The sequence below is a fragment of the Streptomyces ruber genome, assembly GCF_014648075.1.
Taxonomy (GTDB): domain Bacteria; phylum Actinomycetota; class Actinomycetes; order Streptomycetales; family Streptomycetaceae; genus Streptomyces; species Streptomyces ruber.
The window spans coordinates 23574-46761 of record NZ_BMQK01000027.1 but is presented as its reverse complement, the minus strand read 5'-3'; the positions used below and the strand labels follow the sequence as shown (position 1 = coordinate 46761).

The following is a 23188-nucleotide window of genomic DNA, read 5'->3' as shown; positions in this document are numbered from 1 at the left end:
GACGGCCCGGGTGCACGAGGTCGACGTGCTGCGCGGGTTCGCGCTGTCCGGCATCCTGGCGGTCAACGCCCTGCTGATCGCCGGACCGCACGTCGGAGCGGGCGGCGGCGAACCGGTCCCCAGCCCGGTCGACGAGGGTGTGGAGTGGCTGATCACCGCCCTGGCCGCCGGGAAGTTCCACCTGCTGTTCTCGTTCCTGTTCGGCTACAGCTTCGTCCTCCAGCGACAGTCCGCCGATCGTGCCGGGCACCCCTTCGTGTCCCGGCACCTGCGCCGCCTCGGCTGCCTGTTCGCGCTCGGCCTCGCCCACGGGACACTGCTCTTCCCCGGGGACGTACTGATGTCGTACGCGGTGCTGGGCCTCGCCCTGTTCGCGGTGCAGGACATCGCTCCGCGCAGACTGCTGCAGGCCGCCGCCGGGCTCGTCGTCCTCACCGTCGTCTGCCTGCTGGCCTACGGCGCGCTCACCCTCGCCGTCGCCGAGCCGCCGAGCCGGAGCGAGGTCGAGGCCGCGCTGGAGCCGTGGACCACCGCCTACCGGGGTGACTCGGGCACGGTCATCGGGGCCCATCTGCGGGAACTGCGTGCCTCGTTGATGTGGAGCGTCGTCTACGGCGCCGGCATGCTCGCCGCCTTCCTGGCCGGGCTCGTCGCCGGACGGCGCGGGCTGCTCGCCGACACCGGGCGGCACCGGGCGACGCTGGTCAGGACCGTCACCCGCTGCCTGCCGGTGGGTCTGGCCGGCGGCATCGTCATGGCCGTCTGCCGCAACGGCCCGCTGGACGCCCGCTGGTACCACGTGGGGTCGGCCGTCGGCGTCCTCACCGCCCCGGCGCTGTCCGCCGCGTACGTGTGCGGGCTGCTGCTCCTGCTGCGCACGGGACCCGGCCGCCGGGTGGGCCGGGCCCTGGCCCCGGCCGGACGCACGGCCCTGACCAACTATCTCGGCCAGTCCCTGATCCTCGCCCTCGTCTTCACCGGCCACGGCCTCGCCCGGTACGGCCACCACGGGGCGGCGGCCGTGCTCGCCGGGTGCCTCGTCCTGTACGCGGGTCAACTCGCCCTCAGCGCCTGGCTGACGGCGCGTTACCGGTACGGTCCGGCCGAGTGGCTGCTGCGTACGGCGACCCTGGCCCGCAGACCTTGAGCTCAGGGGGACAGCAGGAGGGGATCGGGCACCGGCCTAGGCATCGCGGTGGTTCCAGTGGCGCTGGAGGACACCGGGGCGTACGGCGGCACAGCGTGTACGCGGCGCGCGGACGACGCCGTCGTACGAGCTCAAGCGCCGACACCGGCCGGCCGATGGCGACGGTATGGGAACACGTCCTGTCACGCCCCGCCGTCACCTGTCGCGCCGCCGGTTCGGAATGGCTGCCGGACTGCTCGCCGCCCGGTGGACGATCGCCGGAATCCCGCTCCCGACCGTGGACGGCGAGGGCCTGCGGGCGCTGTTCGGCTCGGAGAACCGTGTGATCCGTACCCGCGAGAGGGTGATCGCGGTGACCTTCAACGCGGCCTGGAACGACGCGGGACTGGAACACGTCCTCACCGAGCTCGCCCGCCGACGCGCGCCCGCCACGTTCTTCCTCACCGGCGACTTCGCCGACCGGCTCCCCGAAACGGTGCGGGCGATCACGGCCGTGGGACACGGACTGGGCAACCACTCCCACAGCCACCCCCGCTTCGCCGACGTGAGCGCGGCCGCGAGACGCCACGAGGTCCGGGCCGCGGACCGGGCCCTGCGCGCGGCCGGTGCCGGGAGGGCCCTGACCCCGTTCTTCCGCTTCCCCTACAGCGAGACCAGCCCCGCCCACATCGAGGAGGTCAACCGGCTGGGATTCGCGGACATCGAGTTCACCACCGACACCAACGGGTGGATGGGCACCGAGGGCGGCATGAGCGTGGACCGCGCGGTGCGCAGGGCCCTGGACGCCCTGCGCCCGGGGGCGATCCTGCAGATGCACGTCGGCGCCTCCGAAGGCCGCACCGAGGTGATCGACGCCCAGGCCCTGCCACGCATCCTCGACGCGACCGCCGCCCGGGGTTACCGCGCCATCGACCTGCGCACCCTTCTCACGCCCCCGGACCGTCCCCCACCGGCCGCGGACTGAACCGCGAGTGCCTGCGCCGCCAGGCGTCGCGGCCCTCCTCGACGGCGGTCGGCGGCCGCCGGACACGGTGACGACCAGCCCGCAGTCACGCAGGCACGCCAGGTGGTGCGACAGCCGGGTACGGGAGACGCCCAGCGCGCGGCCGAACCGGGCCGGCACCACAGTGCCGGAGGCGACAGGGAAATGGTCAGCCCTTTGGCGGCTGCCCGGTCGGCGTGGGCCTGCCGCCGACGGCCGACCGCCATCCCTAACCCTTGAACCGCACTTGACAGGTTACACATCGGGGAGTCTACTGACGACTACGACAACCACCCGAAAACACTCAAGGGGACAACCATGGCCGAGGTGCGGCACCGCTACACCTCCGTACGCGGACACCGCGTGTTCTACCGGGAAGCCGGCCCCGCCGATGCTCCCGCCGTCGTCCTGCTGCACGGATACCCCACCAGCTCCCGCATGTTCCGGCATCTGATCCCCGCGCTGGCGGACCGGTTCCATGTCATCGCCCCCGATCACCTGGGGTTCGGACAGTCCGCCACCCCGCCGGCCGACGAGTTCGCCTACACTTTCGACGCTCTCACCGAGGTGACCGAAGGGCTCCTCGCCACACTGGGACTGGAGCGGTACGCGCTCTACGTACAGGACTACGGTGCTCCCATAGGGTGGCGTCTCGCACTGCGACACCCGCACGCCGTCACCGCCCTCGTCACGCAGAACGGCAATGCCTACGACGAGGGGTTCGTGCCCGACTTCTGGGCGCCGATCTGGGCGTACGCCCAGTCGCCGGACCCGTCCACGGAAGCAGCCCTGCGTGAGGCGCTGAGCGAGGAGGCCATGCGGTGGCAGTACCTGCACGGCGTCGCCGAGCCGGAGCTGATCGACCCGGACACCTGGGCCACTGATCACCGGGAGATCTCACGCCCCGGCCTCGACCGGATCCAGCTCGACCTGTTCCGTGACTACGCCACCAACCCACCCCTCTACCCTCAGCTCCACGAGTACTTCCGCGCCACCCAGGTACCCCTGCTGGCCATCTGGGGCGCGGAAGACAGGATCTTCGGTCCCGACGGAGCCCGGGCCTTCGCGAAGGACCTGAAGGACGCCCGGATCCAGCTGGTGCCGGGCGGAGGGCACTTCCTCCTCGAGAGCCACCTCGACACGGTCGCCGACGCGATGCGCACCTTCCTCGGGCAGGTCCTCGACCTGGATCCCCGGAGCCCGTGACACATCACCGCAACGCCTGTTCCGTGTTTCCGGCGCAGGATGGACCGTTGGACTACGCGCAGGGCGACATGCGGGTGGAGAGGTGAGGGAACACCATGGCGATGAAGCGCAGGGCGTTGTTCGCCGCGGGAGCGGGAGCCTGTGCCGGGCTGTCGGCCGCCTGCGGATCCGCCACCGGACGCGGTGACGGCGGCGGGGGTGCGGGGCCGGCGCTGTCGCACTGGTACCACCAGTACGGCGAGGCGGGCACCGAGCAGGCGGTGAAGCGGTACGCCGCCGCCTACGGCGAGGCGGACGTGAGCGTGCAGTGGCGGCCGGGCAACTACGACCAGCAGACCGCCGCCGCCCTGCTCACCGACGCGGGTCCGGACGTCTTCGAGGGCAGCCCCGATCTCGACCAGATCCAGGGCGGCCAGGTCGTCGACCTCACCGACCTGCTGGACGGGGTGAAGCACGACTTCAACCCGGCGGTACTCGCCCCGAAGACGTACGACGGGAGGGTCTGGGGCGTCCCGCAGGTCATCGACATGCAGATGCTGTACTACCGCAAGAGCCTGCTGGAGGACGCCGGCGTGCGGCCGCCGGCCACCCTCGACGAACTCGTCGACGCGGCGAAGGAGCTGACCGACAGCAAGGTCAAGGGACTCTTCCTCGGCAACGACGGCGGCGCGGGCGTACTCGGCGGAACCCCGCTGCACGCGGCCGGACTCGAACTGGTCACCGCCGGCGGCGAGGTCGGCTTCGACGACCCGGTCGCCGCCCGCACCCTCGCCAAACTCCACCGGCTGTACGCCGACAAGTCGCTCCTCCTCGGCGCGCCCGCCGACTGGCCGGATCCGTCCGCCCTCCTCCAGGGCCTGACCGCGATGCAGTGGTCCGGGCTGTGGGCGCTGCCCCAGGTGCAGAAGGAGCTCGGCGACGACTTCGGCGTCCTGCCCTTCCCCGCGGACGGGACGTCCGGCCGCCCTGCGGTGCCCGTGGGCGCGTACGGGGCGGTCGTCAGCGCCCGCAGCGCACACCAGGAGGCGGCCAAGGCGTACGTGAAGTGGCTGTGGGTCGAACGCACCGACTACCAGGAGGACTTCGCACTCTCCTACGGTTTCCACATCCCCGCCCGTCTCTCCCTCGCGGAGAAGGCGGACAGGCTGAAGACCGGCGCGGCCGCCGACGCCGTGCGCTTCGCCACCGAGCACGGCCACGCACAGCCGCTGTTGTGGACACCTGCGATCCGGACGCTCTACCAGGACGCGCTCAACAGGATCATCAAGGACGGTGCGCACCCGGAGGGCGAGCTGCGGACGGTCGTACGGAAGGTGTCGTCCGAGCTCGACCGTGTGAAGAACGCGAAGAAGAAGCCGTGACCGGCACGACCGGTGCGTCCGGTACGGCGGGCACGGTCCGTCGGCGGACCCTGTGGTTCTGGGTCTTCGTCGGGCCCTTCGCGTGCGGGCTCGCACTGTTTACCTACGTGCCACTGCTGTGGAGCCTGGCGCTGAGCTTCTTCGACGCGCGCAACACAGTGGCACCGACGGACTTCGTGGGCCTGGACAACTACGTCCAGGTGCTGCGGGACGACGCGTTCACCGACAGTCTGTGGACCTTCCTCGTCTTCACCGCCTTCATCGTGCCCACCACCTACGTCCTCTCGCTGGCCCTCGCCCTGATGGTGAACCGCGTCCGGCGGGCACAGGCTTTCTTCCGGTCGGTCTTCTTCCTGCCGGTCGCCTGCTCGTACGTCGTCGCCGCACTGATCTGGAAGATGTCGGTCTTCAACGGGGTGCGGTTCGGTCTGGCCAACACGGTGCTCGACTGGTTCGGTGCCGAGCCCGTCGCCTGGCTGTCCACCACCGACCCGCCCTGGTACTGGCTGGTGATCGTGACCGTACGGCTCTGGCTCCAGGTCGGCTTCTACATGGTCCTCTTCCTGGCGGGACTCCAGCGGATCGACCCTGTGCTGTACGAGGCGGCGGCCGTGGACGGGGCCCGGCCCGGCTGGCCGGTGCTGCGGCACATCACGCTGCCCCAGCTGCGGGCCACGTCGGTGGCGGTCGTCCTGCTCCTCGTCATCAACGCCTTCCAGGCCTTCGACGAGTTCTACAACCTCCTGTCGGACGCCCGCGGTTACCCGCCCTACGCCCGCCCGCCGCTCGTGTACCTCTACTACACCGCCCTCGGGCAGGGGCAGAACCTCGGCGTGGGCAGCGCGGGCGCGGTCGTCCTGGCCCTGGTCATCGCGGTGGTGACGGTCGGGCAGGCCCGCTGGTTCCGGCTCGGCGCGAAGGACGAGTGAGCCAGGAGTGACGACGAGCGAGCAGGACGCCGGGACGGGCAGCATGCGAACGGCCACGACGAGGGAGCGGAGGACGGGTATGGACGACGCGCTGGTACGAGCGGGACGAGCCCTGCGGCTGGTCCTGCTGACCGCCCTCTCCCTGCTCTTCCTGATCCCGTTCTACCTGCTGGTCCGCAACGGTTCGGCGAGCGAGCGGGACATCACCTCGCCCGAGTGGACCTTCTTCCCCACGGAGGTGCGCTGGTCGAACGTCACGGAGCTCTTCCGGGACGGCTCCGTCCCCTTCGCCCGCTCCCTGCTCAACTCCGCGCTGATCGCCGTCGCCACCACCCTCGGCACGGTCCTGCCGGCCTCCCTCGCCGGCTACGGCCTCGCCCGCATCCCCTACCGGCACGCCGACAAGGTGTTCTACGGCGTCCTCGGCACCCTGACGGTCCCGGCCGCCGTCACCTTCGTGCCCAGCTTCGTGCTGGTGTCGTCGCTGGGCTGGATCTCCACCCTGCGGGGACTGATCGTCCCCACTCTCTTCTCGGCGTTCGCCTGCTTCGTCTTCCGCCAGTACTTCCTCGGGTTCCCGCGGGAGCTGGAGGACGCGGCGGCCGTGGACGGGCTCGGGTACTGGCGGACGTACTGGCTCGTCGTCGTCCCCAACGCGCGGCCCGTGTTCGCGGCCGTCGGCACGATCGTCTTCATCGGCGCGTGGAACTCGTTCCTCTGGCCGCTGGTGATCGGTCAGGACCGGAACGCGTGGACGGTGCAGGTCGCGCTGTCGTCGTTCACCACGTCCCAGGTCGTCCGGCTGCACGAGCTGTTCGTCGCGGCGGCCGTGTCGATCCTGCCGCTGCTGGCCCTGTTCCTGGCTTTCCAGCGGTGGATCGTGGCCGGCGTGGAACGCTCGGGGATCGACTGAGACGGCGGAGGAAGTCACCCACTCCTTGCCACTTTCAACTTATAGCGCGAGGGGGGCCTTGCCGCAAGGCCCGGTCCGTGGCGCAGAATCGTCGCCCGAAGCCGGGTGCCCGAAGACACGTGTGCGTGCTGTGCGACCGCGCGTGGCGGCCGGCCGGACGGGAGCTCGTCAGGTGAGCGAGGGGGAAGTTCTCATGATCGATGTCATCGTGGTCGGCGGCGGGCCGACCGGCATGATGCTGGCCTGCGAGCTGCGGCTGCACGGCGTGCGTGTGGTCGTGCTGGAGAGGGAGGCGGAACCGGTCCCGTACGTTCGTGCGCTCGGTCTGCACGTGCGCAGCATCGAGGTGCTCGACCAGCGCGGTCTGCTGGAGCGCTTTCTCGCGCACGGCAAGAAGTATCCGGTCGGCGGTTTCTTCGCCGGCCTCGGCAAGCCGTCTCCCGAGCAGTTGGACACCGCACACGGGTACGTCCTCGGTATCCCGCAGCCCGTCACCGACCGTCTGCTGGCCGAGCGCGCCGCCGAACTCGGCGCCGGGATCCGGCGCGGCAGCGAACTGGTCGGGCTGAGCCAGGACGCGCACGGGGTGACCGCCGAGCTGGGCGACGGCACGTCGTTGCGTTCGCGCTACCTCGTCGGCTGCGACGGTGGCCGCAGCACGGTGCGCAAGCTGCTCGGCGTCGGCTTCCCCGGCGAGCCCACCAGGACCGAGACGCTGCTGGGCGAGATGGAGGTGGCCGATCCGCCGGAGACCGTGGCCGCCGTGGTGGCCGAAGTCCGCAGGACCCAGTTGCGGTTCGGCCTCGGGCCCCTCGAGGACGGGGCGTACCGTGTCGTCGTGCCAGCCCAGGGGGTGACCCGGGACCGCACGGTCCCGCCGACGCTGGAGGAGTTCAGGCGGGAGCTGCGGGTGGTCGCCGGTACCGACTTCGGCGTGCACTCCCCACGCTGGCTCTCCCGCTTCGGCGACGCCACCCGGCAGGCCGAGCGCTACCGGACCGGCCGTGTGCTGCTGGCCGGCGACGCGGCGCACATCCACCCGCCGGTCGGCGGACAGGGGCTCAACCTCGGCATCCAGGACGCGTTCAACCTCGGCTGGAAACTGGCCGCCGAGATCGGCGGCCGGGCGCCGGAGGGGCTGCTGGACAGCTACCACACCGAACGGCACCCGGTGGCCGCCGACGTACTGGACAACACCCGCGCACAGATGGAACTGATGTCCACCGAGCCGGGCGCCCGGGCGGTGCGCCGGCTGGTGTCGGAACTGGCGGACTTCGAGGAAGTCAACCGGTACCTGATCGAGAAGATCATCGCGATCGGCATCCGCTACGACTTCGGCGAGGGACATGAACTGCTCGGCCGGCGGATGCGCGACGTGGAGCTGAAGAGGGGGCGCCTGTACGGGCTGATGCACCGCGGCCGCGGACTGCTGCTCGACCGGACCGGCCGGCTCTCGGCAGCGGGCTGGGCGGACCGGGTCGACCACGTCGTCGACGTCGGCGAGGAACTGCCCGTGCCCGCGGCGCTGCTGCGGCCGGACGGCCACGTGGCCTGGGTCGGCGAGGACCAGCAGGAGCTGCTCGACCGGCTGCCGATGTGGTTCGGGGCCGCCGCGTAGACCTCGGAGGCGTACCCGTTCCGCCCGGGCGGAACGAGATCCGTCATGGCCGGCAGCGCGGCGGAAGGGACCGCCGCTCGCGGTCCGGTCAGCGGGCGAGGCCCGGCTCCGGGGCACAGGCCGGTCCGGTCGGATGTTGGCCAGTGCCCCCATGACGTCATGCAGGGCGGAGTGCGTGCCCTGTCGTCGCGTCCACGTGGGCCGGGATCTCGTCGTGGCGATCCCCCACCGTGGCCGTTCCGGTGGGCTCGAACATGAGGAAGGCGGCACCGGACGGGGCGTACGGCTTGTGCTCCGTACCCCGGGGGACGGTGAAGACCGCGCCCCGGGCGAGCACGACCGTGCGCTCCCCCGCGGGCTCACGGAGTGAGATGTGCAGTTCGCCGTCGAGCACGAGGAAGAACTCGTCGGTGTTCTCATGGACGTGCCAGAGGTGTTCGCCCTCCGCCTTGGCGACGCGGACGTCGTAGTCGTTGACGCGCGTGACGATGCGAGGGCTCCACATGGCGTCGAAGGAGGCCAGGGCCCTGTCGAGGGCAATGGGTTCGTTGCTCACGGGCTCATCGTTCCTTCTGCCGCGCGGTCGGCGTGAGTGCTAGAAATCGCATATGGCGCAAGGATCCTCGCACGCAGTCCACACCGTCCACGCGGACCGGGCAGTTGGAGGTGTCGAAGCAGTGCACACGGTTCGTGCAGCCGGCCCGCACCGTGTCGTCGTGATCGTGGATGAGAACTCCAACCCGTTCGAACTCGGTTGCGCGAGCGAGATCTTCGGTCTGCGGAGGCCCGAGATCGGCCGTGACCTCTACGACTTCGAGCTCTGTTCGCCCGAGCCCCGCACACCGATGCGGGACGGGTTCTTCACGCTCACGGGAGTCGCGGATCTCGAAGCGGCCGACTCGGCCGACACCTTGATCGTCCCCAACCGGCCCGACGTCGAGGTACCCCGCCGCCCTGCCGTGCTCGATGCCGTCCGGCGTGCCCACGCCCGCGGCGCGCGCCTGGTCGGTCTCTGCAGTGGCGCGTTCACCCTGGCCGAGGCAGGCGTCCTCGACGGGCGCCGGGCCACCGCGCACTGGCAGTGGGCGGACTCCTTCCGTCACCGTTGCCCGGCCGTGCGGCTGGAAGCGGACGTGCTGTTCGTGGACGACGGTGACATCCTCACCGCCGCGGGCAGCGCGGCCGCGCTCGACCTCGGGCTGCACATCGTCCGCCGCGACCACGGTGCGGAGATCGCGGGCGCCGTGAGCCGGCGGCTGGTCTTCGCCGCCCACCGCGACGGCGGGCAGCGGCAGTTCATCGAGCGGCCCGTGCCCGACCTGCCGGACGAGTCCTTGGCGCCCGTCCTGGCCTGGGCCCAGGAACGGCTGGACTCGGTCCTCACCGTGCCGGCTCTCGCGGCACGGGCGGCGGTCAGTCCGGCGACACTGCACCGCCGCTTCCGGGCGCAGCTGGGCACGACACCGCTGGCGTGGCTCACGGGGGAACGGGTCGCGCTGGCCTGCCGGCTGATCGAACGGGGCGAGTCACGTTTCGACGTGGTGGCGCGACGCACCGGACTCGGCACCGCCGCCAACCTGCGCACACTGATGCGTCGTGAGACCGGGCTCGGTCCCCTGGAGTACAGGCGCCGGTTCGGACCGCGGGCGAACTGACGCCCGCGCACGGGCCTGCGGGTGAACGGAGACCTGGTCCGAGCCGTCGTCGCGGGACAGGGGGACGGTCGCCGGCCCACGGCGTGATGTTCGCCCGGTTGTCCGAGGTGTCCGGTGCAGCGAGTGCGTCCTCTCGATGCTTCTGACCGGCCGCTGCTTCGACGTCCTGGCCGGCGAACGATCCCTCCACTCACGCGAACCGGCCGCCACCACCGGCGGGCCGGGCATCCGGTGGCGAGGTCCGGGCACACCGCGTGGCGGCGGTGCGTCGGCCGAGCCGCGGCCGTTTCGGCGCCGCCCAGTGACCGACGGCCCCCGTACGCCGTTGATGCGGATGCAGCCGCTGCCGCACCGGTCGCCGCCGGACGGCAAGCATCTGACGCGAAGCACAGCCCGCCCCCCTTTCCGTCGCCGCCGTGAGGAGTTCCGATGGCCGCCGCCCGCCGGAGAACATCCACTGCTCTGCGTGTTCTGCGCACGCTGCTCGCCACGAGCGTGCTGGCCGGCGCGTCCCTCACGGGCGCGGCCCACGCCGCCCCGCCCGTGGCCCCGAGCCGCGGTTTCAACGACTTCACCTGCCGGCCCTCCGCCGCCCATCCGCGGCCGGTCGTCCTGGTCCACGGCACCTTCGCGAACTCGATCGCCAACTGGCCGGTCCTCGGCCCCGACCTGGTACGGCACGGCTACTGCGTCTTCGCCCTCGACTACGGCCAGATCGGCCTGCCCCTGGTGCACGGCCTGGGGCCGATCGAGGAGTCCGCCCGCCAGCTCGAGGACTACGTGGACCGGGTCCGGGTCGCGACCGGCGCCCGCGAGGTCGACATCGTCGGCCACTCCCAGGGCGGGCTGATGCCCCGTTACTACCTCCGGCACCTCGGCGGCGCCGACGAGGTCCGCGAGTTCATCGGCATCGCCCCGCCCAACCACGGCACCACCCGCAACGGCGAGGTCAACCTCGTACGCGCCACCGGCCTGGACGGCGTGCAGGCGCACCTCTTCCCCGCCGTCCCCCAGCAGTACGCCGGATCCGCCTTCCTCACCGGCCTCAACCACGGCCGCGAGACCGTCCCCGGAGTCCACTACACCGTCATCGCCACCCGCTACGACCAGGCCGTCACCCCCTACTGGTCGTCCTTCCTCGACGGCCCGAACGTCCGAAACCTCCTCGTCCAGGACCTCTGCCCCACCGACCTCGCCATCCACGAGACCCTCGGCATCACCGACCGCATCGCCCATCACGAGATCCGCAACATCCTCGATCCGGCCCACGCCACCCCCACCACCTGTGCCTCGGCTCTCACCTAGCGCGGTCAGCGGAGCGTCTGCGTGCCGATCGCGGACAGGAGCTGCAGTTTCTCGTGGCTCTCGGTGCCCGGGGCGGCGGTGTAGACGAGCAGCCAGTGCGACTGGTCGGGGTCGAGCAGGGTCTGGCAGTTGAGCTCCAGCTCGCCGATCTCGGGGTGGACGAAGCGTTTCATCTGATGGGGGCGGATGCCGACTTCGTGTTCGTCCCAGAGGGTCCGGAACTCGTCGCTCTGCGCGAGGAGGAGGTCGGCGTAGTGAGCTGCCCGGCTGCCGACGCCCCGTAGCGTGGCGATCTCACGCAGGCCGGATGCGAACATCCGCGAGAGCAACGGGTGGTCCGCGCGCGCGTACAGCCCGCGGCTGGCGGGATCGGTGAACCAGCGGTAGCCGATGCTGCGCGCCGGACCGGTGTACCGGGTCGTGTCGCCGGTGAGCGCGACACCGAGCGGGCTCTGGCGCAGCGTCTCCCCGAGTTCGGTGACGATCTCGGCGGGGGTGTCGCCCAGGCGGTCGAGGATGCGGAGCAGGCCGGGGTTGATGTGCTCGCCGGCCGCGCGCCGGTCGGGCGGGTTGTGTCCGGCGAGACGGAACAGGTGGTCACGCTCGGCGAGGGAGAGATGCAGGCCCTGGGCGATCGAGGCGATCATCTGCTCGGACGGCTGGGGGCCGCGCTCCCGCTCCAGCCGGGCGTAGTAGTCGGTCGACATGTGACAGAGCGCGGCGACCTCCTCGCGGCGCAGCCCGCGGGTCCTGCGGCGCCGTCCGCGCGGGAGGCCGACGTCCTCGGGCTGCAGCAGTTCCCGGCGGCGCCGCAGAAATGCCGCCAGTCCGGTCCGGTCGATCTCCATACGTCTCCTCCCTCGGCGCTGCCTCCTTTGTATCGCCCGCACACGCGCGTAACCACGGCTCGCTGATCCCCCCTTCGCGGCCTCGTCCCGCGCATCAGTGGACCGACAGGTCCTGAACAACTCCCGCCGTCCCCGCCACTGTGGAGCCAACGACACCTTCTGGGAGTGAACACATGCCACGCGGAACCATCGACATCTCCGTTCCCGACCTGTCCGGCAGGCGTGCCGTCGTCACCGGAGCGAGCGACGGCATAGGGCTGGGCATCGCGACGCGCCTCGCCGCCGCGGGCGCGGAGGTCCTCATGCCGGTCCGCAACCCGCGCAAGGGGGAGACGGCCCTCGCCGGGATCCGTCGGCAGGTACCCGACGCCGACGTGTCACTGCGCGCACTCGACCTGAGCTCGCTCGCCTCCGTGGCGGCGCTCTGCGAGACCCTGCTGGGCGAGGACCGGCCCATCCACCTCCTCGTCAACAACGCGGGGGTCATGACTCCGCCCGGCCGGCAGACGACCGCCGACGGGTTCGAGCTGCAGTTCGGCACCAACCACCTCGGCCACTTCGCCCTCGTCACCCGCCTGCTGCCGCTCCTGCGCGCCGGCCGCGCGCGGGTCACCTCGCAGATCAGCGTCGCGGCGAACAGCAACGCCATCAACTGGGACGACCTGAACTGGGAGCGGTCGTACGACGGCATGCGCGCCTACAGCCAGTCGAAGATCGCGTTCGGGCTCTTCGGTCTCGAGCTCGACCGGCGCAGTCAAGCGGGCGGCTGGGGCATCACGAGCAACCTGTCCCATCCCGGGATCGCCCCGACGAACCTGCTCGCCGCCCGTCCCGAGATCAACCGCGAGAGGGACACCATGGGTGTGCGCATGATCCGTGCCCTGTCGGCGCGCGGCATCCTCGCCGGCACGGTCCGGACCGCGCAGCTGCCCGCCCTCTACGCCGCCACCTCCCCCGACGCCAGGCGCGGCGGGTTCTACGGGCCCACCGGCCCCGGGCACATGGGCGGCGCTCCCGGGGAGCAGAAGCTGTACAGCCGGTTGCGCAGCGCCGACGAGGCCCGGCGCGTCTGGGAGGTCTCCGAAGAGCTGGTGAAGGTGCCGTCCCGGGGGTAGCGCGGCGGGCGCGCCGGCCGCGCGTGCCGCGTCGGGCGCGCCGGCCGCGCGTGCCGCGTCGGGCGCGACGGCCCCACGGACGTGACCGGGCCCGGGGCCACCGGTCCGGAACCCGCGGGGGCGCCGGGGCGGCCTGCCGGCCGGGTCCGGGTGCCCGACGTCCGTGAAGCCGCCGCACGCGCAGGTCAGGCCGCCGGACGGGCCGGGGCGGGGCCCGCCACGGCTCGCCCGGCCGCCGCCCCTCGTCACACGGGCGCTCGCCCAGCTTGCCCAGGCCGCCCTTGGCCGTCGCCGCGATCGCGCCGAGACCTCGCCGGCCGGCTCCGGATCGCGCTGCTCGCAGCCGTCCGTCCCGCCGGGGCGGGCGCGGGGCAGAGCTCCGCGAGCTTGTCCGGCAGTCGCGCGTACGCCTCGCGCTCCGGCGGGCGCGGCCCGGTCCTGCCCGCCTTCCGGCCGGACACCGTGGCACGCCGCACCCGGGGCAGCGACGTGTGCCGCCGCCCGGGCCGCGCCGTGGCGGTCGCGGTGTCAGTTCTTCCTGGCCGTACGGCCCAGGCGCAGCGCGGAGACGAGGAAGAACACGCCGCCGAGGGTGGCGTACCCGGCGAGGCCGGTGAGCGAGGCGCCGTCCGTCGATGCCTGCAGGCAGAAGGACGTTCCCGCGAGCACCGAGAGGGCACCGCTCACGATCATCGCCCACTGGCCGCCCAGCTTCCGGCGGCCGACACCGACGACGAGCTGGACGAGGCCGGAGGCGATGGCCCAGGCGCCCCAGACGCGCAGGGCCGCCGGGACGCCGGACGAGGCGGCGTAGGCCAGGGCGACGGCGGCGAGTGAGCTGATCACGATGTTCGCGTACAGGCCCGGAACCCGGCCGCCCGCCCGGGACGTCCGGGCGTCGGTGACGGCTGCGGCCACGTCGGAGAGGGGGTTCGGCACGAGCAGGGTCACGGCGATCGGGCCGAGGTCCGATGCGGTGGCGAACAGGTGGAGGGGCATGTTCGAGCAGCTCGTCGCGCCGCTCCGGCTGCCGTCGCAGTCCGCCGTCGCCGACGACCTGATGGTGCTGCGCGACGGCGCCATGGTCGCCGGTCACCTCGGCGAGGCCGGGGCCGCGGCCGCCTCCTTCCTGCGCGGCTGCCGGGCCGTGATCCGGCAACCGCTCGACTGACGGGACGTCTGGCGCGCGGGATCTCCGCGAACCGTCTCGGCGGGTCAAGGGCGGGAACCGGCCAGGGCGCCACGTCGACGGGCGACACCGGTGCGTCGCCCGCCCCCACGGTGCGGCACTCGGCCACGTGTTCCCGCGACGCCCGGGGACGACGACCGGCCGCGGAGCCTCCCGGCCCGGCGGTGCCCCGGCGCTGAACCCGCGTATCCCGCCAACGAACCGTCGCGGCCTGAGAAAATGATCAAGTGTGTTGCCCGTCGGCCGGATACGCGGGTGTACGTGGATTCCGGGCCATGACGGGTTCGGCGAGGGGGACGGCAGGAGGCTCGATCAGTGCTCGGTAGGCTGCGGAACCGGTTTCGCTACTGGTTCGACGGCACGATGGACAGGGGAACGCCGGCGCTGATCAGCTGGCTCGCACTGGCCTCGGTGGCGCTCATCACGGTGATCACCACGCTGGCCATGGCGTTCACCACGAGCGACACGGAGCGACACGGCGGCTGGCTCGGCGTGGCGTGGATGAGTCTGCTGCGCACCCTGGACCCCGGCACCATGGGAGGGGACACCGGAGGGCCGGTCTTCCTTCTCCTCATGCTGATGGTGACCGTCGGCGGGATCTTCATCGTCAGCGCGCTCATCGGTGTCCTGACCACCGGCCTGAACTACCGCATACAGGAGTTGCGCAAAGGCCGGTCGCGTCTGATCGAGCATGGGCACACCATCGTGCTGGGCTGGTCCGACCAGGTCTTCACCGTGGTCGAGGAGCTGGTCGAGGCGAACCAGGGCGAGCGCCGCTCCTGCGTGGTCATCCTCGCCGACCGGGACAAGGTCGACATGGAGGACGCGATCCGCTCCCGGATCCCCGCGACCGGCCGTACCCGCATCATCTGCCGGTCGGGCAACCCGCTCGTCCGGGCGGATCTGGAGCTGGTCAGCCCCGACACGGCCAAGGCCATCATGGTGCTGCCCCCGGTCGGCGACGACATCGACATCGACGTCATCAAGGTGCTGCTCCTGCTGAACAGCCGGAAGTGGAGCGGTCCCCGGCCCACGGTGGTGGCCGCCGTGCAGGACTCGGACAATGTCGCCGCCGCGCGGCTGGCCGCCGGGGACTCGGCCCTGGTCGTCGACGCCGAGGACATAGCCGTCCGCCTGGTCGCCCAGTCGCACCGGCAGACCGGGCTGTCCAGCGTGTTCAACGAGTTGCTGAGCTTCATGGGCAACGAGTTCTACTTCCGGGAGGAGCCCGCGCTGGTCGGGTCGACCTACGGCGAGACGCTCAACGCGTACGAGCTCGGCATCCCGGCCGGACTCCGCAGGAGTCACGGCGAGGTACTGCTCAACCCGGCGATGGACACCGTCGTGGAACCCGGCGACCAAGTGCTCCTGATCGCCGACGACGACCTGCTGATACGGCTGGCCGAGACCCGGCCGGCCGTCGTCGAGTCGGCCATCACATCGGCCCCGAGCCGGTCGCCGAAGCCCGACGCCACGCTGCTGATCGGCAACAACTCCCGTGCGGCGAAGCTCATCGCGCTCCTGGACAGCTTCGTCCAGCCGGGCTCGACCCTGGACGTCGCGGCGCCCCGGCCGCCGCGGGAGGAGCTGCTCGAACACGACCTGGACAACCTCTCGGTGGGGTACAAGCACTGCGAGCCCACCCGCAGGTCCTCGCTGGAGGCCCTGAACCTCGGCGAGTACCAGAACATCGTGGTCCTGGCCGACGACAGCATCGCCCCCGGGCCGGCCGACGACCGGACGCTGGTGACGCTGCTGCACCTGCGCGACATCGAGGACCGGCTCGGGGACCCGTACTCGATCGTCACCGAGATGAACGACGACAGCAACCGCGAGGTCGCCCAGGTCACCAAGGCCGACGACTTCATCGTCAGCACCAAGGTGATCAGCCTCATCCTGACCCAGCTCACCGAGAACCACCACCTCGACGCCGTCTTCACCGACCTGTTCGACCCCGAGGACTCGGAGATCTACCTCAAGCCGGCGTCCAACTACCTCGTGGCGGGAGCCAAGGCCAACTTCGCCACGGTCATCGAGGCGGCACGCAGACGCGGGGAGACGGCCATCGGCTACCGCCTGGCCCGCCACGGCGACGAACCGCCCGCGTACGGGGTCTTCCTCAACCCGTCCAAGACCGCTCCGCTCGTGCTCACCGGGGACGACGCGGTCGTCGTACTGGCCGAGCAATGAGCAGACGGTCACCCCGGGCTGCGCGCGAATGGGTGGCAACCCTCAGATTCGCTGGTCACACCGCGTGTGAGGATTGATCGCCCCGTCGCCGGGCACCAGGGTCGTTGATCGGGGCGGAGCCCGCAGGACAGGGCGGCGTGGGCCGGTCGATCGAATGTCGGTGGGCCTGGGGGCGAGGAGTTGGTGCGGTGCTGTTCCTGCTGGCCGCCCATGCGGGGTTCGCGGCGGTGCTTCCCCGGTGGCAGCGGCGGATCGGCCGCACCGTGTGGATCGTGGCGGCCCTGGTCCCGCTGGCCGTGGTGGCCTGGGCGAGCACGCGGGCGGCGCGGGTGCTGGAGGGCGGTGAGTACCGCGAGTCCCTCTCCTGGGCTCCGTCGCTCGGCCTGACGGTCGACCTGCGGCTGGACGCCCTGTCGCTGCTCATGCTCTGGATCGTCGCCGGGGTCGGAGGCCTGGTGCTGCTGTACTGCCGGTACTACGTCGAGCGGGACGCCGGCAGCCGGGCCGCCCTGCTGGTGGCCTTCGCCGGGGCGATGGCGGGGCTGGTCCTGGCCGACAACCTGTTCGTCCTGTACGTCTTCTGGGAGTTGACCACGGTCGCGTCCTTCCTGCTGATCCAGGGGCGCGGGGAGAAGGACGAGGAGCGGCGGGCGGCCCGGCAGGCGCTGCTGGTGACCGCCGCCGGCGGTCTGGTCATGCTGCTGGGCTTCGTCGTGCTCGGTGAGGCGGCCGGAACGTACCGGATCTCGGAGATCCTCGCCGACCCGCCCCGGGGCGGCGCGGTGCCCGCCGCCGTGGTGCTCGTCCTGATCGGGGCCTTCGCCAAGTCCGCGCAGATGCCGCTGCACGGCTGGCTGCCCGCGGCCATGGTGGCCCCCACTCCGGTGAGCGCCTATCTGCACGCGGCCGCCATGGTCAAGGCCGGCGTCTACCTGGTCGCCCGCCTGGCCCCCGCCCTCGCCGAGACGGGCCCGTGGCGGCCCATGGTGCTCGGCGTGGGCCTCACCACGATGGTGCTGGCCGCGTGGCGCGCGCTGCGCGCGACCGACCTGAAACTGCTGCTGGCCTACGGCACCGTCAGTGAACTGGGCCTGCTGGTCGCCCTGCTGGGCGCCGGGACGCGGACCACCGCGATCGCCGGGACGGTGATGCTGCTCGCGCACGCCGCGTTCAAGGCCGCGCTGTTCCTGACCGTCGGGATCCTGGACCACCAGGCGGGGACCCGGGACATCCGGGAGCTGTCGGGCATGGGGCGCCGCATGCCCGCCCTGTTCGCCGCCGCCGCGCTCGCCACGGCCTCGATGGCCGGCCTGCCGCCGCTCGTCGGCTACCTCGGCAAGGAGGCCTACGCCGAGGCGTTCCTGCACGGCACCGAACTGCCCGTGCACGGGCTGCTGACCGTGGTGCTCCTGACCGGCTCCGCGCTGACCGTGGCGTACGCCGTCCGGTTCCTGCACGGGGCCTTCGGCGGACGCCCGGGCGAGGTGGCGGAGCGGGCGGAGCGTCCCGAACCCGGGTTCGTCGCGCCCGTGGCCGTACTGGCCGGTGCGGGTCTGGTCCTGGGCCTCGGGTACGGGGCCACCGCGGCGGTCGCGAACGCCTACGCCGGCGTCTATCCGCCGGGGCCGCACGGACCGTACGAGCTGTCCCTGTGGCACGGTTTCACGGCCGTGCTCGGTCTGTCGGCGCTCACCCTCGTCCTCGGCTGCGTCCTCCACGTGCTGCTGGGGCGCCGCGTGCGGGCCGTGCCGCGGCTGCCGGAGGTGCAGCGCGTCTTCGACCGCGTCGTCGCGTCCGTGAACCGGCTGGCCGTGACCGTGGCCCGGCGCACACAGGCCGGCTCGTTGCCGCTCTATCTGACGGTGCTGCTGGCGACCGTGGTGGTGGTGCCCGGTGCGGCACTGGTGTCCGAGGTGCCCTCGCTGGGATCGCCGCAGCCGTGGTGGTCGCCGGTCGAGCCGTTCCTGGCCGTGGTGGTGCTGACGGCGGCCGCCGCGGTCGTCTTCACCCGGCACCGTCTGACGGGCATCCTGCTGGCCGGCGCGGTGGGCTACGCCGTGGCCGGGGTGTTCCTGGTGCGGGGCGCGCCGGACCTGGCGCTGACACAGTTCCTCGTGGAGACGATGACGCTGGTCGTGGTGGCGCTGGTGCTGCGCCGGATGCCGGCCCGGTTCAGCCCCGGCCGGACGGTGAACCGGATGCGTTCGGTACGGCTCGTGGTGGCCGGCGCGGCCGGTGTCCTCGTCACCTGTTTCACCCTGGTGGCGTCCGCCGCCCGGACGGAGCCCCCGGTCTCGGAGGGGTACGCGCACCACACGTCCGAGACGGGCGCCTACAACATCGTCAACGCGATCGTCGTCGACTTCCGCGCGCTGGACACCCTGGGCGAGATCGCGGTGGTGCTGGTGGCGGCGGTCGGGACGGTCAGCCTGGTCCGGGTGGGCGGCCGCGACGGGGCGAAGGCCTCCGGCGGGGCCGAGGACTCCGGCGCTGCCGGTGATCCCAGCGGGGCCGGGAACACCGGCGAGACGGACGCCGGCGGTGGCCGCCCGCGGGGCAGGTTCCCGACGGCGCGCTGGGACGAACCGGTGCAGACCTGGCTGCCCGGCGCGGGTGAGCGGCCCGGCGGTGAGCGCTCGGTCCTGCTGGAGGTGGCCACCCGTCTGCTGTTCCCCTCGATCCTGGTGCTGTCGCTGTTCCTGCTGTTCTCCGGGCACTACCGTCCCGGCGGCGGGTTCGCCGGCGGTCTGGTGGCGGGCCAGGCGTTCGTGCTCAGGTACCTGGTGGGCGGTCGCGCCGATCTCGGAGCCGCCGTACGGGTGTCCGCGAGCGCCGTCGCGGGTGCGGGGCTGCTGCTCGCCGCCGGCGTCGCTCTGTTGCCGCTCCTCCTCGGCGGCGCGCCGCTGGAGGGCACGGTGCTGACGTTCCGTCCGCCGGTGCTGGGCGAGGTGAAACTCGCGACCAGCCTGTTCTTCGACATCGGGGTCTACCTGCTCGTCATCGGCGCCACCCTCCAACTGCTGTCCGCCGTGGGCGTCTCGCTCAGCCTGGACGGAACCGCGTCGGACGGGCCCACGGCCGCGGGCGACGACGAGGAGGAGGACGCGAAGAAGGAAGGCAGTCCGCGGTGAACCGCATCGACGTGACGATGTCCCTGGTGGTCGGCGGTCTGTTCGCCATCGGCTTCCACCTCATGCTGCAGCGGTCCCTGATGCGGATCGTCCTCGGGTTCGTCCTCCTCGGCCACGGCACCAACCTGCTGCTCCTGGTCGCCGGGGGCACGCCCGGCCGGTCCCCCGTACTGGACGGGGAGCACGGCGACGCCACGGGCACGGCCGACCCGCTGCCCCAGGCCATGGCCCTGACGTCCATCGTCATCACCTTCGGTCTGACCGCCTTCCTGGTGGCCCTGGCCTACCGGTCCTGGCGCCTGTCCGGGCACGACGAGGTACGTGACGACGTGGAGGACCGGCGCATCGGCACCGTCCGCGAACGCGACGACACCGAACCCGCCCCGGAGCCGGACCGGAGTACGCGCGTCACCACGCCCGGAGGTGACCGATGACGACGGCACTGCTGTCCCTGCCCGTCCTGCTGCCGGCCCTCGGCGCCGGTCTGTCCCTGCTCGGCATGCGCCGCACGCTGACGCGCGCGCTCAGCACCGGCGTCCTCGCGGGCGTGGTCGCCTGCGGCGCGGCGCTGCTGGTGCTGGCCGACCGGGACGGACCCCAGGCCCTGCACGCCGGCGGCTGGCCCGCGCCCCTGGGCATCACCCTCGTGGCCGACCGGCTGTCGGCCCTGCTGCTGACCGTGTCCGCGCTGGTGGCGCTGGCGGTGCTGGTGTTCGCCATCGGCCAGGGCACGGCGGAGGAGCGCCACCGCTCCCCCGCGGTCTTCCACCCCGCCTACCTGGTGCTCGTCATGGGTGTCGGCCTGGCCTTCCTCGCCGGCGACCTGTTCAACCTCTTCGTCGCCTTCGAGGTGATGCTCGCCGCGTCGTACGTCCTGATCACCCTGAACGCGGACGAGAACCGCATCCGCGCCGGAATGACGTACACGATCGTCAGTCTGACGTCGTCGCTGCTGTTCGTCTCCCTGATCGCCCTGGTCTACGCGGCCACCGGCACCGTCACCCTGGCGCAGCTCGGCCCGCGGCTGGCGGAACTGCCGGACGGTCTCCGCTCGGCCTTCGCCCTGCTGCTCCTGGCCGTGATCGGCATCAAGGCGGCCATCGTCCCGTTCCACTTCTGGCTGCCCGACAGTTATCCCACCGCGCCCGCGCCGATCACCGCGGTGCTCGCCGCCCTGCTGACCAAGGTGGGTGTCTACGTGCTGCTCCGCACGCAGACGCTGCTCTTCCCGCGCTCCGGTGTGTGGACGCTGCTGGCCTGCGTGGCGATCATCACCATGATCGTCGGTATCCTCGGCGCCATCGCCCAGGACGACATCAACCGGCTGCTGTCCTTCACGCTCGTCAGCCACATCGGCTTCATGCTGTTCGGGCTCGCGCTGTTCGACACCGCCGGACTGACCGGCACCATCCTCTACGTCGTCCACCACATCGTCGTCCAGGCGGCCCTGTTCCTCGTGGCCGGCCTGGTCGTGGGCCGCACGGGGACGGCCGCTCTGCACCGCATGGCGGAGCGGCCGTCCCCCGGCCCGCTGGTCGTCGTGCTCTTCGCGCTCCCGGCCCTGAGCCTGTCCGGCATCCCGCCGTTCTCCGGTTTCGTGGCCAAGCTGGCCCTGCTGCGGGCCGGTGCCGCCGAGGGCTCACCGGCCGCCTGGGCCCTCGCCGCGGCCGCCCTGCTCACCAGCCTGCTGACCCTGTACGCGATGACGCGCGTGGCGACGTCGGCGTTCACCGGACGGCAGACGGACGGGCCGGCGGACCGGCGGGCGGACCACCGGCCGGGCCGGCGAGCGGGGCACGAGGAGGCACAGGAGCCGTCCTCGGCGCCGCCGGACACCCGGCACGGCCGTCCGCGCGGGTCCCGCTCCATGCTCGCCGCCGCGGCCGGCATGACCGCGACCGGAGTGGTGATCGCCCTGTGCGCGGGCCCGCTGGCCCGCGTCGGCGAACGGGCCGCCGGCGACCTGCTGCGCCCGGACGCCTACCGGTCCGCCGTACTGGGGAAGGAGGACCGGTGACCCGAACCGACGGTCTCCCGAACCGTCGTGGACACGGGCGGGCCCGCCGCGTCTTCCCGCACCTGCCGATGGTCGCCTGGCTGTGGCTGCTGTGGCTGCTGCTGTGGGGGTCCACCAGCGCGCTCGTCCTCACCGGCGGTCTGCTCGTCGCGGTCGCCGTGGTGCTGGCCTTCCGCCTGCCCGCCGTGCGGCCGGGCACCGTACCGAGGCCGCTGGGCGTCGTACGACTGCTGATCCATCTGCTCACGGACCTCGTCACGTCGGCGCTCACCGTCGCGTGGCAGGTCGTCCGCCACGGCGGCAGGACCACCTCCGCGATCATCGAGGTCCCCCTGGACGTCGACGGCGACCTGCTGATCACCGCCGTCGCCGAACTCACCAACGTCGGCCCCGGGAACCTGGTGACGGAGATCGACCGGCGCCGCAGACGCCTGTACGTGCACGCCCTGCCCGCCGGCGGCCCGCAGGACATCGCCCGTCGGCGCAGCGAGGTGAAGGCCGTGGAACGCCGGGTCGTCCAGGCGCTCGGCCGCCGCTCCGAAGACACCGGCGGGGACACCGGCGGGGAAGCCGACGACCGAGGAAGGAACCCATGACCCTCCTGTACGGCATCACGCTCGCCATGATCGTGGCGGCCGCCCTGCTCACCCTGGTGCGGCTGCTGCGCGGCCCGCGCGCCCTCGACCGCATCATGGCGCTCGACGTCCTCGTGACCATGGTCATCGCCGCGACCGCGGTGGGGATGACGGCACGCGACGACACCACCGCCGTACCGGTGCTCGTCGTCCTCGCCCTGCTGGCCTTCATCGGGTCGGTGACGGCGGCCCACCTGATCGAGAAGCGGGAAGGCATGCGATGACGGTCGTCCTCGACGTGATCACCGCCGTGCTGTTCCTCGGCGGCGCGTCCTTCTGCCTGCTCGGCGCCCTCGGGCTGCTCCGCTTCCCGGACACCATGAGCCGTCTCCACGCAGCCGCCAAGGCGCAGACACTGGGCCTGTTGCTCATCCTCGTCGGGGCGGCCGTGCAGATGTCGCCGAATCTGGCCCCGGTCCTGCTGCTCGTCGCCCTGTTCCAGCTGCTCACCGCCCCGATAACCAGCCAGATCATCGGCCGCACCGCCTACCGCACCCATGGCCTCGAACGCCACCTGCTGCTCCGCGACGAACTCGCGGACCGCCTCGAGCACGAGGGGAGCCCCGTCCACCGCCGGACCGACCACTCGGACCGGCGCGAGCGTGACGACGAGGACACCGAGGACACCGAGGACGCCGAGGACGCCGAGGACGCCGAGGACGCCGAGGACGCCGAGGACGCCGAACGATGAAGTTTTGCCGCCGCTGCCGCCGCAGTCGTACGTCGCACACACGTCGCACGACGTGATCGCGTACTCACCCCCTCCCGGCGGCGTCACCCGCCCGTAAGCGGACCGGACCGTGCTCCCGTGTCGAGCAGTCCTGTCAGGACACGGCTGACGAGGCGGTCGAAGAGCTGGTCCGGCGGCTCCGGGCCGGTGCCCGCGCACGCGATTCCCCGAGGGACGGGAGGGCGACGTCGAGGCGAGCCCGGCGGTCCGGCGGGGC

The 23188-nt window shown here is 72.1% G+C and carries 21 protein-coding genes and 1 pseudogene; 18 read left to right on the top strand and 4 right to left on the bottom strand.

Translation table 11 applies throughout. The features are described from left to right. Positions 1-10 precede the first annotated feature (10 nt). Positions 11-1147: a DUF418 domain-containing protein gene (locus IEZ04_RS32745; RefSeq protein WP_229821435.1), complete on the top strand. Its 1137-nt coding sequence runs from the start codon at positions 11-13 to the stop codon at positions 1145-1147. A 220-nt stretch (positions 1148-1367) separates the two neighbouring features. Then, on the top strand, positions 1368-2111 hold the full coding sequence (locus IEZ04_RS32740) for a polysaccharide deacetylase family protein (RefSeq protein ID WP_189220624.1): 744 nt from the start codon (positions 1368-1370) through the stop codon (positions 2109-2111). 48 nt (positions 2112-2159) lie between these two features. Here IEZ04_RS32740 and IEZ04_RS32735 read toward each other — a convergent pair. Then, a pseudogene (locus IEZ04_RS32735) lies at positions 2160-2246 on the bottom strand (helix-turn-helix domain-containing protein); the annotation flags it as partial. 201 nt (positions 2247-2447) lie between these two features. Between IEZ04_RS32735 and IEZ04_RS32730 the strand changes: the two are divergent. The 5 genes from IEZ04_RS32730 to rox all read left to right on the top strand — a co-directional run bounded on the left by IEZ04_RS32730 (position 2448) and on the right by rox (position 8156). Further along, positions 2448-3335: an alpha/beta fold hydrolase gene (locus IEZ04_RS32730; protein ID WP_189220623.1), complete on the top strand. Its 888-nt coding sequence runs from the start codon at positions 2448-2450 to the stop codon at positions 3333-3335. A 95-nt stretch (positions 3336-3430) separates the two neighbouring features. Continuing rightward, positions 3431-4696 carry an ABC transporter substrate-binding protein gene (locus IEZ04_RS32725; RefSeq protein WP_189220622.1) on the top strand — a complete coding sequence of 422 codons (1266 nt, stop codon included), beginning with the start codon at positions 3431-3433 and terminating at the stop codon, positions 4694-4696. Further along, on the top strand, positions 4693-5625 hold the full coding sequence (locus tag IEZ04_RS32720) for a carbohydrate ABC transporter permease (RefSeq protein ID WP_189220621.1): 933 nt from the start codon (positions 4693-4695) through the stop codon (positions 5623-5625). The genes IEZ04_RS32725 and IEZ04_RS32720 overlap by 4 nt, the downstream gene beginning before the upstream one ends. 79 nt (positions 5626-5704) lie before the next feature. Continuing rightward, on the top strand, positions 5705-6538 hold the full coding sequence (locus tag IEZ04_RS32715; RefSeq protein ID WP_189220620.1) for a carbohydrate ABC transporter permease: 834 nt from the start codon (positions 5705-5707) through the stop codon (positions 6536-6538). Positions 6539-6731: 193 nt separating this feature from the next. Beyond that, entirely contained in the window at positions 6732-8156 is a 1425-nt protein-coding gene (rox, locus tag IEZ04_RS32710) for a rifampin monooxygenase (protein ID WP_189220619.1), read from the top strand. Positions 8157-8313: 157 nt separating this feature from the next. On the opposite strand, the gene IEZ04_RS32705 is transcribed toward rox, so the two are convergent. After that, the gene (locus IEZ04_RS32705; protein ID WP_189220618.1) at positions 8314-8712 is read right to left on the bottom strand and encodes a cupin domain-containing protein; all 399 of its coding nucleotides are present in this window, start codon (positions 8710-8712) and stop codon (positions 8314-8316) included. Positions 8713-8872: 160 nt separating this feature from the next. Here IEZ04_RS32705 and IEZ04_RS32700 point away from each other — a divergent pair, with 160 nt between their 5' ends. Further along, positions 8873-9811, top strand: a complete 939-nt coding sequence (locus tag IEZ04_RS32700; protein ID WP_229821434.1) for a GlxA family transcriptional regulator — start codon at positions 8873-8875, stop codon at positions 9809-9811. Between the two features lie 429 nt (positions 9812-10240). After that, on the top strand, positions 10241-11116 hold the full coding sequence (locus IEZ04_RS32695; protein WP_189220616.1) for an esterase/lipase family protein: 876 nt from the start codon (positions 10241-10243) through the stop codon (positions 11114-11116). Positions 11117-11121: 5 nt separating this feature from the next. On the opposite strand, the gene IEZ04_RS32690 is transcribed toward IEZ04_RS32695, so the two are convergent. Continuing rightward, a complete protein-coding gene (locus IEZ04_RS32690) occupies positions 11122-11964 on the bottom strand; it encodes a helix-turn-helix transcriptional regulator (RefSeq protein ID WP_189220615.1) in 843 nt (280 codons plus the stop codon). Between the two features lie 173 nt (positions 11965-12137). Between IEZ04_RS32690 and IEZ04_RS32685 the strand changes: the two genes are divergently transcribed. After that, entirely contained in the window at positions 12138-13079 is a 942-nt protein-coding gene (locus IEZ04_RS32685) for an SDR family oxidoreductase (protein ID WP_189220614.1), read from the top strand. A 528-nt stretch (positions 13080-13607) separates the two neighbouring features. Here the strand turns inward: IEZ04_RS32685 and IEZ04_RS32680 are convergent. Then, positions 13608-14078 carry a DUF308 domain-containing protein gene (locus tag IEZ04_RS32680; protein ID WP_229821433.1) on the bottom strand — a complete coding sequence of 157 codons (471 nt, stop codon included), beginning with the start codon at positions 14076-14078 and terminating at the stop codon, positions 13608-13610. Between IEZ04_RS32680 and IEZ04_RS32675 the strand changes: the two genes are divergently transcribed. From IEZ04_RS32675 to mnhG, 8 genes are all read left to right on the top strand, one after another. Further along, positions 14077-14250 (top strand): hypothetical protein, encoded by a 174-nt coding sequence (locus IEZ04_RS32675; protein WP_189220613.1) that lies wholly within the window; start codon positions 14077-14079, stop codon positions 14248-14250. The two genes, IEZ04_RS32680 and IEZ04_RS32675, sit on opposite strands and share 2 nt — an antisense overlap. A gap of 381 nt (positions 14251-14631) precedes the next feature. Further along, positions 14632-16458, top strand: coding sequence for a CASTOR/POLLUX-related putative ion channel (locus IEZ04_RS32670; protein ID WP_189220612.1), 1827 nt, complete (start codon positions 14632-14634; stop codon positions 16456-16458). 188 nt (positions 16459-16646) lie between these two features. Beyond that, a complete protein-coding gene (locus IEZ04_RS32665; protein ID WP_189220611.1) occupies positions 16647-19589 on the top strand; it encodes a Na+/H+ antiporter subunit A in 2943 nt (980 codons plus the stop codon). After that, a complete protein-coding gene (locus tag IEZ04_RS32660; protein ID WP_229821432.1) occupies positions 19586-20023 on the top strand; it encodes a Na(+)/H(+) antiporter subunit C in 438 nt (145 codons plus the stop codon). The genes IEZ04_RS32665 and IEZ04_RS32660 overlap by 4 nt, the downstream gene beginning before the upstream one ends. Then, a complete protein-coding gene (locus tag IEZ04_RS32655) occupies positions 20020-21606 on the top strand; it encodes a Na+/H+ antiporter subunit D (RefSeq protein ID WP_189220610.1) in 1587 nt (528 codons plus the stop codon). The genes IEZ04_RS32660 and IEZ04_RS32655 overlap by 4 nt, the downstream gene beginning before the upstream one ends. Then, positions 21603-22202 carry a Na+/H+ antiporter subunit E gene (locus IEZ04_RS32650; protein ID WP_229821431.1) on the top strand — a complete coding sequence of 200 codons (600 nt, stop codon included), beginning with the start codon at positions 21603-21605 and terminating at the stop codon, positions 22200-22202. Before IEZ04_RS32655 ends, IEZ04_RS32650 begins: the two co-directional genes overlap by 4 nt. Continuing rightward, positions 22199-22465 carry an MrpF/PhaF family protein gene (locus tag IEZ04_RS32645; protein ID WP_189220609.1) on the top strand — a complete coding sequence of 89 codons (267 nt, stop codon included), beginning with the start codon at positions 22199-22201 and terminating at the stop codon, positions 22463-22465. The genes IEZ04_RS32650 and IEZ04_RS32645 overlap by 4 nt, the downstream gene beginning before the upstream one ends. Further along, positions 22462-22932 (top strand): monovalent cation/H(+) antiporter subunit G, encoded by a 471-nt coding sequence (gene mnhG / locus IEZ04_RS32640; RefSeq protein ID WP_189220608.1) that lies wholly within the window; start codon positions 22462-22464, stop codon positions 22930-22932. Before IEZ04_RS32645 ends, mnhG begins: the two co-directional genes overlap by 4 nt. Positions 22933-23188 lie beyond the last annotated feature (256 nt).